Origin of the sequence: Pseudomonas fluorescens (assembly GCF_902497875.1) — a bacterium.
In the GTDB taxonomy this organism is placed as follows: Bacteria; Pseudomonadota; Gammaproteobacteria; order Pseudomonadales; family Pseudomonadaceae; genus Aquipseudomonas; species Aquipseudomonas fluorescens_BR.
Genome location: NZ_CABVHY010000015.1, coordinates 1 through 13,440, shown reverse-complemented (window position 1 = coordinate 13,440; position 13,440 = coordinate 1). Strand labels below are relative to the sequence as shown.

General features: G+C 60.2%; 5 protein-coding genes and 2 rRNA genes. 2 read left to right on the top strand and 5 right to left on the bottom strand.

Translation table 11 applies throughout. The annotated features are described in order from the left end of the window. The first annotated feature begins 23 nt into the window (after positions 1–23). Positions 24–821 (top strand): ABC transporter substrate-binding protein, encoded by a 798-nt coding sequence (locus F8N85_RS16365; protein WP_150804604.1) that lies wholly within the window; start codon positions 24–26, stop codon positions 819–821. A gap of 108 nt (positions 822–929) precedes the next feature. Then, positions 930–2,471 (top strand): amino acid ABC transporter permease/ATP-binding protein, encoded by a 1,542-nt coding sequence (locus F8N85_RS16360; protein ID WP_150804603.1) that lies wholly within the window; start codon positions 930–932, stop codon positions 2,469–2,471. Positions 2,472–2,645: 174 nt separating this feature from the next. Here the strand turns inward: F8N85_RS16360 and recD are convergent, their stop codons facing one another. The 5 genes from recD to F8N85_RS16335 all read right to left on the bottom strand — a co-directional run. Then, entirely contained in the window at positions 2,646–4,733 is a 2,088-nt protein-coding gene (gene recD / locus F8N85_RS16355) for an exodeoxyribonuclease V subunit alpha (protein ID WP_150804602.1), read from the bottom strand. Then, positions 4,730–8,422 carry an exodeoxyribonuclease V subunit beta gene (gene recB / locus F8N85_RS16350; protein WP_150804601.1) on the bottom strand — a complete coding sequence of 1,231 codons (3,693 nt, stop codon included), beginning with the start codon at positions 8,420–8,422 and terminating at the stop codon, positions 4,730–4,732. Before recB ends, recD begins: the two co-directional genes overlap by 4 nt. Next, complete coding sequence (recC, locus tag F8N85_RS16345; protein ID WP_150804600.1) at positions 8,419–11,871, bottom strand: exodeoxyribonuclease V subunit gamma; 3,453 nt, start codon at positions 11,869–11,871, stop codon at positions 8,419–8,421. Before recC ends, recB begins: the two co-directional genes overlap by 4 nt. Positions 11,872–11,984: 113 nt before the next feature. Continuing rightward, positions 11,985–12,100 (bottom strand): 5S ribosomal RNA (rrf, locus tag F8N85_RS16340). A gap of 159 nt (positions 12,101–12,259) precedes the next feature. Next, positions 12,260–13,440, bottom strand: a 23S ribosomal RNA gene (locus tag F8N85_RS16335); the annotation flags it as partial.

Sequence of the window (13,440 nt, the reverse complement as noted above, 5' to 3'; positions counted from 1 at the left end):
TCCCTATTTTGGAGTCACCGAACATGTTCACTAAAAATACTGCATCGCGCCTGACCCTGCTCGCCGCCGGCCTGCTCTGCGCCACTGCCAGCCTTGCAACGACCGCAACACCAGGCCAGTTGAAGATCGGCATGGAAATCACCTACCCGCCCTTCGAATCCTACGATGCCGAGAAAAACGTCGTCGGTTCCGACCCGGAGCTCGGTCACGCCCTGGCCAAACATCTGCAAGCGAAAGCCGAGTTCGTCGACACCAAATTCCCTAGCCTGATCCTCGGTCTGAATGCCGGGCGTTATGACGCAATCATCTCCGGCATGTACATCACTCCAGAGCGCCAGACTCAGGCCATGACCATTGCCTACGCGAAAACCGGTGCGTCAATCATGGCCCCGAAAGACAGCGGTCTGAACCTGCAAACCCCGGAAGACCTCTGTGGCCTGAAAGTCGGACTGGAACAGGGCACCACCTGGGTCAGCGAATTGCAGAAGCTCTCGACCAACTACTGCGTGCCGAATAACAAGGGCGCCATCAGCCTGAGCGAATACCCGTCGGCTCCGGAAGTCACCCAGGCGCTCTTGTCGAAAAACATTCAGGCCCAACTGGAAATCGCTGGCGCCGCGAAGATGATCGCCGAGCGCACCAATGGTCGAGTAGTGGTGACTAGCCAGCACCCTGTCTATCAGCAGACCCTCGGGATCTTCGTCAAGAAAGGTAACGACGCCGCCTATCAGGCGCTGCTCAAGGCCTTCGCTGAAGTCAAGAAAAGCGGCGAGTACGCAACGATCCTGAGCAAGTACAACCTGGAACCCATAGCTGACTGACGAGCTATCGCGGGCGAACCCGCCCCCACAAGGACTGTCCCCAACCTGTGGGAGCGTGGCTTGCCCGCGCGCCACGACTTCAGCGACATACGGCGGCTTGAGGTGTTTATGCAATTTGATTGGTCTTACTTTTTCTCCCTGTTCTCAATGTCGAGCTTCTGGCATGCCTGTGTCACGGTGATTGAACTCAGCGCATTGGCGTGGTTCATCGGGATGCTGCTGGGCTTTTTGCTGGCGTCGGCCAAGCTGTCCAGCGCTGCCTGGCTCAGGACACCAGCGTCGGTGTACATCTGGTTCTTTCGCAGTATTCCGCTGTTGGTACTGGTGGTCTTTGTCTACAACCTGCCACAGCTGTTCCCGGCCACCGGTTCGGTGTTGTCCAACCCGTTCTATTCCGGACTGTTCGCCCTGGTGGTGACGGAAGCGGCGTACATGGCGGAAATCCATCGCGGCGGTCTGATCTCGGTCGCCAAGGGCCAGAAAGAAGCCGGACGCGCCCTGGGTATTGGTCTGCTCGGGCTGCAACGGCTGATCGTGATTCCCCAGGCGTTTCGTATTTCCTTGCCAACGCTGATCAACGAATACATCACCGTGGTGAAACTGACGTCGCTGGTCTCGGTGATTTCCCTGACCGAACTGCTCACTGTCGGCCAACGCCTGTACGCGCAAAACTTCCTGGTGATGGAAACCCTGGCGGCGGTGGCGGTGTACTACGTACTGATCGTCAGCGTGTTCGGCTGGCTGTTGCAGCGCCTGGAACACTCTCTGGACTTGAACCAGCGCAAACCGAAAACCCTCGACGACGCCGCTGTGGCCGAACTCAAGTCGGCTATTTCGTCGCAGGTCGTTGTGGCCCGCACACAGACCAACTCCGCAGCGGACTCGATCCTGCACCTGCAGGACATTCATAAAAGTTACGGCGATCATGAAGTGCTCAAGGGCATCGACCTGAAAATCGGCAGCGGCCAGGTGGTCTCCATCATCGGTCCTTCCGGCTCGGGCAAGACCTCACTGATTCGCACCGTCAATGGTCTTGAGAGCATTGATCAAGGTGAAATCATGCTGTTCGGCGAAAGCTTCATCAACGCCGGCGACAACCTCAATAGCAGCAAAGTCCGCCAGGGTGTGCGGCATATCGGGATGGTCTTCCAGAGTTTCAACCTGTTCCCCCATCGCTGCATTCTCGACAACATCACGCTGGCGCCGCGCTTCCACGGCAGTGCCAGAACCTTGAGTGAACAACGGGCCTATGCGCTGCTGGATAAAGTCGGCTTGCTCGCCCATGCCCACAAATACCCGCATCAACTTTCCGGCGGCCAGCAGCAGCGCGTAGCGATTGCCCGGGCATTGGCCATGGAGCCGCAGATCATGCTGTTCGACGAACCAACGTCAGCCCTCGATCCGGAGCTGGTGGGCGACGTATTGAACGTAATCCGCGATTTGGCCAAGGAAGGCATGACCATGCTGATCGTGACCCACGAGATGGACTTCGCGATGTCGATTTCCGATCGGGTCATCTTTATGGAGGACGGGCGTATTCAGCTGGATGCAAGCCCGCACGCCATTCGCAATGAACAGGAGGGGGAGCGGGTCCGACGCTTCATGGGGCTGCCCGCTACGCCTGAAATGCCGCTGGCGATGGTGGGGTAATTTGCCAGGTTTGGGGGCAAGCTCTCACTTTGTGGCGAGGGGGCTTGCTCCCGCTGGGGCGCGCAGCGGCCCTAAAATCAGTCACCGCGTATCTTCAGATAGAACGCGTGCATCGGTTTTACGACTGCTGCGCAGCCGAGCGGGAGCAAGCTCCCTCGCCACAGGGCTCCCATATCACCCGAGCTCCAGCATCAACCCACTCAGGCGTTTGACCTTGCGCCGCACCGCCTCTTCGAACACACCCGGCCGGGGTTCGATCAGACTGAACCAGTCCTTGGCGCGGGTTATTCCGGTGTAGATCAGCTCCTTGGTCAACACCGGATTCAGTGCGTCAGGAAGAATCAACGCGGTGTGGGCGAATTCCGAACCCTGGGATTTGTGCACGGTCATGGCGAACACGGTTTCCACATCATTGAGCCGGCTGGGCAAGACAAAACGCACGCCACCCTGGCCATCGTTGCGCGGGAATGCCACGCGCAGCACTTGTTTACCGGCCTGTGGACCATCGCGTTCCGGCAGTTTCAGGGCGATGCCGATATCACCATTCATCAACCCCAGGCCGTAATCGTTGCGGGTCATCAGCACCGGGCGACCTTCGTACCACTGCTGGTCGCTGTCGATCAGCCGGGCCTTGAGCAGCGCGCCGGTGATGCGCAGGTTCAAGCCCTCGACGCCCCAGGGCCCCTTGCGCACTGCACACAACAACTGAAACCGGTCGAACGCTTGCAACACCTCGCGCGCCCATTCGGTCCAGCGTGGATCCTCAAGCGCGGTATCGACTGCCGGGCGTTGGCTGCGTAGCAAGCTCAGGTAATGCCGATAACCCTGCGGGCCGTCGCCCTGTCCTTCCAGCACCAACTGCTCCAGAGCGCGATCCTGCTCGCCCTTGAGCGCCAGCGAAAACACATCGGCATGGCTGCGCGCGGCCAACAGTTTGCGGGCCTCATCGGCGTGTTGCTGGTTGACCCAGCGGGCCAACTGGCCAATGCCACTGCCCTCACCAAATCGCCGGGAGTGGCGCAACATCACCACTTGCTGGGCCAACGGATGAGCGCCTTCAGTGTCTTCGTGCAAAGCACTGGCACTCAGGTTTTCACCGCTGACCGACTCCAGCCATTGGCGAGTCTGCGGGCTGTACCAACCGGCCTCGGCATCGCGGCACAAATCACCGAGCACCGCACCGGCCTCCACCGAGGCCAACTGGTCCTTGTCGCCGAGCAAGACCAACCGGGCATGGGCCGGCAAGGCGTCGAGCAGGTTGGCCATCATTTCCAGGTCGATCATCGAGGCTTCATCGACCACCAGCACATCCAGCGGCAAGCGGTTGCCGGCATGGTGACGAAAGTGCCGGGTGCCCGGGCGGCTGCCGAGTAAACGGTGCACGGTGGTGACTTGCGTGGGAATCTTGTCCCGCACGTTTTGCGGGACTGTCAGGGTACGAACCTGTTGGCTGATGGATTCGGTCAACCGTGCGGCGGCCTTGCCGGTGGGGGCGGCGAGGCGGATACGCAACGGTTTGCCGGACTCCACCGCTGGCGCCTGCAGCAGTGCCAGCAGACGCACCACGGTGGTGGTCTTGCCGGTGCCGGGGCCGCCGGTGATGATGCTGAAGGCTGCGCGAGTGGCCAGGGCGCAGGCGAGTTTCTGCCAGTCGATCGGCGCCTCGCCAGCGGCCACACCAAACAAGCTGCTCAAACGTTCCGGCAGATGATCGGGTATTGCTTCGTCGGCCGCCAGACGCTGGCGCAGGGCGCTGTCGATGCGCCGTTCATAAGCCCAGTAACGGCGCAAATACAATCGCTTGCCGGACAACACCAACGGCCGCTGCTGCGCGTCGTCACTGACATCGACGGCCAGCGCGACCAATTTGCTCAAGGCCAGGACCTTGCACCAGTGCGCGCCTTCCAAGGCTTCGAGCAGTTGCGAAGGCAACAACATGGCAGCGCTCGGTACTTCGCCTTCCGGCGGCAACGACAGGGCGAAGTCCGGCTCCTTGAGGGTCTCGAACAGATCCAGGCAGACGTGCCCGTGGCCCAGTTGATGGCTGGTCAACGCCGCCGCCAGCAACACCAGCGGGTCACCCTGGGGATCCAGTTCATGCAGGAAGGCGACAAAGGCTTTGTCCAGCGCCCTCAGCCAGCCGCGTTCGACCCAGCGTTCCAGCAACAGCAACAGGTCGTCGGCTCGACTCAAGGGCGCCAGCTCGGCCAGGCTTTGCGCGGCCAGCGATGTCGGCAGCAAATCGGCAAAGGAACGATTCATAGCAATACTCCCTGTTCCCAGGCGGGTTCAGCCTTGGGTTGTTCCGGTTTGCCCTGGAACAGCCGGTCCAGACGTTCGATCAACTCCCGCGGCGGACGACTGAAATACACGCCCCGGCTCGCGGCCTGGGTGCCACGTAAAAACAGATACAGCGCCCCGCCCATGTGCCGCTCGTAATCGTAGTCGGCCAGCCGCGCCTTGAGTTGGCGATGCAGGGCCAGCAGGTACAACACATATTGCAGGTCGTAGCGGTTGTCGAGAATCGATTGTTCCATCGCCTGCCCGGTGTAGGCCGAATCATCGACGCCCAGCCAGTTGGATTTGTAATCGGCGACGTAGTAACGGCCCTGGTGCTCGAAGGTCAGGTCGATAAAGCCCTTGAACATGCCATTGAGCAACACCGGTTCTGCCGCCACCCGGGACACGCCGTTATGGGTGTATTGGCGCACCAGTTCATCGAGTTTGAGCACGTCGACTTTGTGGCTGGCAAACCAGAATTCCATCTCGACCCGGTACTGGGTCAATTGTTCGAACACCACGGGCGGCTGTCCGGCGCCGATCGGTAATGGCGCTTGTAGCAGGTGCTGCAGCCAGTCGCTCAAGGTGCCGATCCAGCCTTCCCAACCACGGCGGTTGCAACGCCGGCCGATGGCATCTTCGATACTGTGCCGATCCGCGGCAAAACCTTCGTCACCGGCCCACTCGAGCAAGCCGTGGAGAAAGGTCCCCGGGTTCGGGCCACGGGGGAAGTGGTGGATATCGCCACCGCTGGCAATGACTGCCCGAGGGGAATCCGGATCAAGTCGCTCATCGTCGAAGAGCTTCTGCGCCTGCGGACTTTCCGGTGCTTCGTCGCTGCCGGCGCTCATGCGCTCGCCAATGCGCAGGGCGCTATAGGAGGCGATCCACCAGTTCTCCGCAGCCTTGCGTTTAGGAATCAGCGGCGCGAGCAAGCGCGCTTCGTTGCGCGGCGGATGGAAGCATTCATCGGTGGCTTGCGGCATTTCGCGATAGCTCAGCGCCTCGCAGCCTTGCTGCAAGTCTTCCAGCCAGCGGTTCAAGCCGGCCGACTCGGTCAGGGCAGCGCCCCCCCCCAGCAGATAACCCAATGCCGAGAGGTGCAGGACTGAACTGTTGTTATTGCCGCGTTTGAGGTCGGTGACGCCCAACCAGCAAGCATGTTGCGCACGAGTCAGTGCCACGTAGAGCAAGCGCAGGTCTTCCGCCAGACGCTCCTCATCCGCCTGGGCAATCAGCTCGGCGGTCGGCTTCAACGACACCTGCGCCTTGCCCGCCGCGTCGTGGTAATGCAGCGGCAGGCGGCTGCCATCCACCGGCTTGGCCGAGCAGATGAACGGCAGAAACACCAAGGGGTACTCGAGGCCTTTGGACTTGTGGATGGTCACCACCTTGACCAATTGCTCGTCACTTTCCAGCCGCAGAATCTGCTCTTCGCCGGCCTGCCCCGACAATGCCAGATGCTCGGCCAGATGCCGGATCAAGGCTTGTTCGCCATCGAGTTCGGCGGCGGCTTGCTGCAGCAGTTCGGACAGGTGCAACAGATTGGTCAACACTCGCTCACCATCGCTGCGAGCAATCAACGCCTGAGGCAACTGGAAGTCATGCAGCAGACGGCGCAGCATCGCAAGCACACCCTGATTGCGCCAGATTGCCCGATAGCCGCGGAACTGCATGACCCGCGCTTCCCAGGCCAGTTCGTCCTGATTCAAACGCTCCAGCTCGGCCAGCGGCAGGTTCAGCGTGATACAGGCCAGTGCCGCACGTAACGGCCGTTCGACATCCGGCTCGGCGCAGGCCTTGAGCCAGGCCAGCAGGTCATGAGCTTCCTGGGCGGCGAACACTGAATCCTTGTCCGACAGGTAGACGCTGCGTACGCCTCGGGCGGACAGCTCGGCGCGTACCGCCTGGGCCTCTTTGCCGTCACGCACCAGAATCGCGATATCGGCCGGCAGCAGGCCGCGCAACTCATCACCGCCTCGAACAAACCCCGCTCGGCCCTGCTGACCACCATTGAGCAGCGCGACGATTTCACTGGCGCAGGCGGCGGCCAGTTGTTGCCGGTAAACCACACCGGACAATGGCTGTTCGGCGGACAACTGCCAGATGTTCAGCGCAGGCAGCGGCTGGCCATCGACCTGCAGAAATTCTTTGCGTCCCTGGGAGGCAACGGGCAGGAAGGGCACCGGGTTCTCGCCGCTGTTTTCCCGGAACAGAAACGCACCACGGCCAAGTTCACGAGACTCGGCTCGCTCGAATACATGGTTCACCGCCTTGACCATCCCATGGCTGGAGCGGAAGTTGGTGCCCAGGGTGTGCAAGCGGCCACTGGTGGCCTGGCGCGCGCGCAGGTAGGTGTAGATATCGGCGCCACGGAAGGCGTAGATCGCCTGCTTCGGGTCACCGATCAGGAACAGCCCGCTTTCGGGATTATTGTCCTCGATGCGGTAGATGCTCTCGAAGATCCGGTACTGCACCGGGTCGGTGTCCTGGAACTCATCGATCAACGCGACCGGGAATTGCTCGCGGATCAAGGTCGCCAGGCGCTCGCCGCCGTCGGCTTGCAGGGCGGCGTCGAGGCGCAGCAGCATGTCGTCGAAGCCCATTTCGGCGCGCCGGCGCTTCTCTTCTTCAAAGCGCGCACCGACCCACTGCGCAGCATGTTGCAGGACTGCGGCATCCGGGGTTGGCAAGGCATCCAGGCTGGCTTTGAGCCCGGGCATCGCGTCCAGCCCAGGATGGTTCGGGGCCTGGCCTTTCCAGGCTTCAGCCATGCCGTCCGGGGTCAGACGACTGAAGCCGGTGCCGATATCCAATTGTTCCTGGGATTCCTCCGCAGCCCAGGCACTGATTTTTTCGAACCAGGGCTCGAAGTAGCGCGCCTGCATCTTGCGCCCATCGACGGCCTTGTCGGTGACCGCTTGCAGGCAGATAGCGCGCAGCTCGGCCGCCCATTGCAGCCAGGGCGTCTTGAGTTGCACCAAGGCCTCGCGTCGCTCCTGCAGGCATTCGGCAATCAGCTCGGCCGGTGCTTTGCCATGGGCGTTGTCGCGTTCGCTGGCAAACAAGGCGCGGACTCGCGGCAACAAGGCGGCCGGGCCACCCCAGTTGGCACGCACCCAGCTCAGCGCATCCCCTTGCATCGGGTAGCAAAACAGCCGCCAGTAATCGCGCAGCACTTCACCGAGCAAGTCGCTGTGGTCGGTTTCCAGGGTCTGGGTAAACAGGCTGCCACTGTCGAAGGCATGCTCGCGCAACATGCGCTGACACCAACTGTGAATCGTCGAGACCGCCGCCTCGTCCATCCATTGCGCCGCGATGTCCAGGCGATTGGCGCAACCTGGCCATTGCTCCGGGCTGTACTGCTCGCGCAACTGGTTGATCAAATCATCCGGTGCCGGCGTTTCATCGCGGAAAAACCGCGCCGCTTCGGCCAGACGGGTGCGGATACGCTCACGCAGCTCCTTGGTCGCGGCATCGGTGAAGGTCACCACCAGAATCTGCGGCGGCAGCAATTCGCGGCCGAAGCCGGCGGGCTCACCACCATGGCCGAGCACCAGGCGCAGATAGAGCGCCGAAATGGTGAAGGTCTTGCCGGTCCCGGCGCTGGCTTCGATCAGTTGGCTGCCTCGCAGGGGGAACGCCAATGCCAGAGGTGTCTTGGTGGTCATGAGCGAGCCTCCTCGCTGGCCAATGATCGCCACGGGGCTTCAAGCAGCGGGCGATAGAGCGCGTCGCACCAGTTGGCGAAGGTTTCGTCAGCAACCAGAGCGTTGTAATCGGCGAATTGCCGGGCCAGGGCCGGGCTTTCGCGGCGCTCGCCATCAGTGGTTTGACCATCACCCTCATAGGCTTTGCGCGCGGCCGCTTCGGCTTTGAGCGGATCGGTCTGAGCCAGCCAGGCGAAAGCGGTTTTTACCGCAATCGGTAATGGCTGACGCATGCCGGATTGCCAGGCCTGCACCAGATCGCCCAAGGTTTTCAGGGCTGCGTTCTTCTCCAGGGGCGGCAACAACAAGCTGTCGTCGCTGGCCACCAGCGCCGTGGTCAGCGACAACCCGCTGGCACAGGCCGCCAGATGATTGACCCAGGGGCGGGTCAGCCGATGCCATTTGCGGGTCTTTATCGAACCGATGCTGTTGGGGATCGTAGTGACAGCCAATAATCCGCCATCGCTGCGTTGATGCAGGCCACTGAGCCAGCCTTCAAGAGCAATTCCGTGCAATTCGAGGCTCACTGGCAAGGCACTGTTGAGAGGTGTCGGCCATAACGCCAACAGCTGCTGATAGCGTTGCAGCAAATCCGGCAAAGGCTCGATCAGTTCCTGTTGCAGGCGTTCACCGAACCCGGCCATCGGCAACAGACCACAACCCTGCAAGCGTTTGGCTTGGGCTGCCAATGCCTGATCCGGCTGATCCCCATGGCCAAGGGCGGCTTCCAGCAAGCTGTCGCTCAGGCTATAGCGTTGCAACGCATCGAGGACAAAGGGCTCCTCATCCGCCAGCGGCACCTCGGCGGCTTCGAAAAACACCTTGAGCCGCTGACTGAAGAAATGTCGCACCGGATTTCGATGGAAGTCCTGCAAAAGGCCGAGGCTCAGCGGCTCCTCCTGGTGGTAGGCCGCAAGCGCTGGGAGTTCGCTGGCTGGTGCCGATGGCTGATGCAGCAACTGCCACTCTCGAGCGTAACTGAACAGCGCATCGCCTTCATGGAAGTAGCGTGCACTGAAGGGTTGCAGTGGATGTTCCTGAGTCATTGCCTCAAGCAGCGATTCATCGCTATCGGACAGCCGCCAACCGCTGGCCAGATGATCGCGCAACTGACCGATCAATACCGACGCCGGACGCTCGCTGTTGTCGCGAATGCTCCGTCCGACCCAACTGATGTACAGCTGATCTCGCGCCGAGAGCAAAGCCTCGAGCAGCAGGTAGCGATCATCCTCACGCCGCGAACGGTCGCCGGGACGGTAGTCGCTGCCCATCAGATCGAAGTCCAGCGGTGGCTGCGCACGCGGATAGTCGCCGTCATTCATGCCAAGCAGGCAGACCAGCTTGAAAGGAATCGCGCGCATCGGCATCAAGGTGCAGAAATTCACCGCCCCGGCCAGAAAGCGTTGCGATAGCCGGCCCTGGTCGAGACCGGCCAGCCAGGCCTCACGGACCACGGTCAGCGGTAGCTTATCCTGTAAGCCAACCGACTCGCAGGTGTCCAGCCAGCTTTCGCGCAAGTCTTCGAGCTGAGCCAGGAGGTAGTCGTCATGTTCATTACTGGCCAGGAAGAACACCTGTACCAGTGCTTGCAGACGCTCGCCCCATTGCTGTGGCGGTGCCGGCAGCGAGAGTTGCTGATGGGCGATCTGCAATGCATCGAGCAAGGCCACCAGCGGCCCGATCAATGCGGCGTCCAGCCCGCCGATTTCATCGTAAGGTTCAATGCCGTCACACGCAGCGCCGCTGCCAACGGCATAACCGAGCAGCATCCGGCGCAGGCCGAAACGCCAGCTGTTCTGCTCCAGCTCATCCGGCAGACCGAGCCCGGCGCGCTGTTCGGCGTTCATGCCCCAGCGAATACCGGCGCCTTCAATCCAGCGATGCAAGGTCGGCAGGTCGCGCTCCTCAACCCCAAAGCGAGCGCGCAAGGCTGGAACATCCAGCAGATCGAGAATCTCGCTGACCGGGAAACGGCTGTCCGGGAGCTTGAGCAGATGTTCCACGGCAATCAGCAGCGGATCGCGGCCACGCTGACCCTGGTCCGCCAGCGTAAAGGGAATGAAACGTCGGTCATCTCGCTCAAGCTGGCCAAATACCGCGCGGATATGCGGCGCATAACTGTCGATATCCGGGACCATCACGATCACATCGCGAGGGTTCAACTGTGGATCGGCGCTGAAGCGCTCGAGCAGCTGGTCGTGGAGGATTTCCACTTCACGCTGGGCGCTGTGGGCAATGTGAAAACGGATCGAGTGATCCTGTGCGGGATCGATCGCCGGCCAGAGTTCGCGGGTCTCATTCAGAGGACGTAACTCGAGGATGTCGTCCTGCAACTGGTTGAGCATATTCTTTGGCTGGTTTTCGCTGAACAGATCGATTCGTCCATCGCGAAAGGCCGAACGATAGCTGCCGGGATCGTCATAACTGTCGAGCAAATTGATGTAGTCACGCCCCTGTTTACCCCAGGCCGCCAACAATGGATGGGCGTGTTGATGCAGGCTTTGCGGGTCGAGTACCACGGGCATTCCGGCCTTGCGCGCCTGACGCTTGTATTGGTGCCGTAACAGATCTTTATCGGCGACGATGTCCGCCCAATGGTGCCGACAGGGGTTATGTACGCACAGCAGCACCTGACTGAAACGTGCCAACCCGGCGAGCGCTTCGAGGGCTTGAGCAGGCAGTGAAGAAATACCGAAAACGATCACTCGGGAAGGCAAGCCTTTTGGCGCTGCGTCCAGGCTGTTGATGCGTTCAATGAAGCGTTGATGGACTCCGGCACGGCTTTGCGCCATGCCCTCTGTGCCGACATCCAGCAACAGTGCACGCCACAATTCGGCCTGCCAGCAGTTGGCGGGCGTCAGCGCCTTGGCTTCGCCCCTGACATTGCGTAGTTGATGGCGACCGGCGGCCCAGTCTTCCAGCCAGTCGGCGCGATACACCTGGTATTGGTCGAACAGATCCGCCAGCCGTTCGGCCAGTTGGTAGCGCTTGCGCAGGTCGGTGTCGTGGGTGAGGAAGCGTTGCAGGGGTTCGAAGTGCGGCTGATCGATCAGCTCGGGCAACAAGCGCATCAGCCGCCAGGTCAGTGGGGCCTTATCCAGCAGGGATTTGGCCGGAATCTCGTCACGGCCCAGCACCATACGATAGAGCTGCCACATGAAGCTGCCCGGCAACTGCACATCAATCGCGGCCGCTATGCCGCAGCCCCCCGTATCCCCGGCTTCCGGGTCTTCTGCCAATGCCAGCTTCAGCCACTGGGCGATACCGTTGCTCTGCACCAGGGCAATTTCATTTTCCAGGGGAGCCAACGGATAACGCCGCATTACGTTGATCACCAGACTGCGCAGTTCTTCCAGGCTGTTGCTTTGAACCACCATAAAAGCAGCATTGAGTGACGTCGCGTCCGGCATAGCGGCTTCCTTGAAGAATGCAAAAGCGAGGGAGGGACTTTAACACCGTCGGCAAATCGCGCCCAAAAACAAAACCCCTGTCTGCGTAAGCAGACAGGGGTTTCGGAATTTAATCTTGACGATGACCTACTCTCACATGGGGAAACCCCACACTACCATCGGCGATGCATCGTTTCACTGCTGAGTTCGGGATGGGATCAGGTGGTTCCAATGCTCTATGGTCGTCAAAAAATTCGGGTACTGAGTCGTGGCCAGCTGGCCTCGCTTCAGCAAATTGAGTATGTGATAGCTTTCGGTGTTTTGTGAGTATCTCGAACTTTCGGTTCGTTTCGTCTTCACACACCGCAATCTGGTGCTCTTTCGAGTCAACAAATTGCTTGGGTGTTATATGGTCAAGCCTCACGGGCAATTAGTATTGGTTAGCTCAACGCCTCACAGCGCTTACACACCCAACCTATCAACGTCGTAGTCTTCGACGGCCCTTCAGGGGACTCAAGGTCCCAGTGAGATCTCATCTTGAGGCTAGTTTCCCGCTTAGATGCTTTCAGCGGTTATCTATTCCGAACATAGCTACCCGGCAATGCCACTGGCGTGACAACCGGAACACCAGAGGTTCGTCCACTCCGGTCCTCTCGTACTAGGAGCAGCCCCTCTCAAATCTCAAACGTCCACGGCAGATAGGGACCGAACTGTCTCACGACGTTCTAAACCCAGCTCGCGTACCACTTTAAATGGCGAACAGCCATACCCTTGGGACCGGCTTCAGCCCCAGGATGTGATGAGCCGACATCGAGGTGCCAAACACCGCCGTCGATATGAACTCTTGGGCGGTATCAGCCTGTTATCCCCGGAGTACCTTTTATCCGTTGAGCGATGGCCCTTCCATACAGAACCACCGGATCACTAAGACCTACTTTCGTACCTGCTCGACGTGTCTGTCTCGCAGTCAAGCGCGCTTTTGCCTTTATACTCTACGACCGATTTCCGACCGGTCTGAGCGCACCTTCGTACTCCTCCGTTACTCTTTAGGAGGAGACCGCCCCAGTCAAACTACCCACCATACACTGTCCTCGATCCGGATAACGGACCTGAGTTAGAACCTCAAAGTTGCCAGGGTGGTATTTCAAGGTTGGCTCCACGCGAACTGGCGTCCACGCTTCAAAGCCTCCCACCTATCCTACACAAGCAAATTCAAAGTCCAGTGCAAAGCTATAGTAAAGGTTCACGGGGTCTTTCCGTCTAGCCGCGGATACACTGCATCTTCACAGCGATTTCAATTTCACTGAGTCTCGGGTGGAGACAGCGCCGCCATCGTTACGCCATTCGTGCAGGTCGGAACTTACCCGACAAGGAATTTCGCTACCTTAGGACCGTTATAGTTACGGCCGCCGTTTACCGGGGCTTCGATCAAGAGCTTCGCGTTAGCTAACCCCATCAATTAACCTTCCGGCACCGGGCAGGCGTCACACCCTATACGTCCACTTTCGTGTTTGCAGAGTGCTGTGTTTTTAATAAACAGTCGCAGCGGCCTGGTATCTTCGACCGGCATGGGCTTACGCAGTAAATGCT

Coding starts and splice junctions, on each gene's coding strand:
- F8N85_RS16365 (WP_150804604.1), top strand. CDS start 24: ATGTTCACTAAAAATACTGCATCGCGCCTGACCCTGCTCGCCGCCGGC.
- F8N85_RS16360 (WP_150804603.1), top strand. CDS start 930: ATGCAATTTGATTGGTCTTACTTTTTCTCCCTGTTCTCAATGTCGAGC.
- recD (WP_150804602.1), bottom strand. CDS start 4,733: ATGAATCGTTCCTTTGCCGATTTGCTGCCGACATCGCTGGCCGCGCAA.
- recB (WP_150804601.1), bottom strand. CDS start 8,422: ATGACCACCAAGACACCTCTGGCATTGGCGTTCCCCCTGCGAGGCAGC.
- recC (WP_150804600.1), bottom strand. CDS start 11,871: ATGCCGGACGCGACGTCACTCAATGCTGCTTTTATGGTGGTTCAAAGC.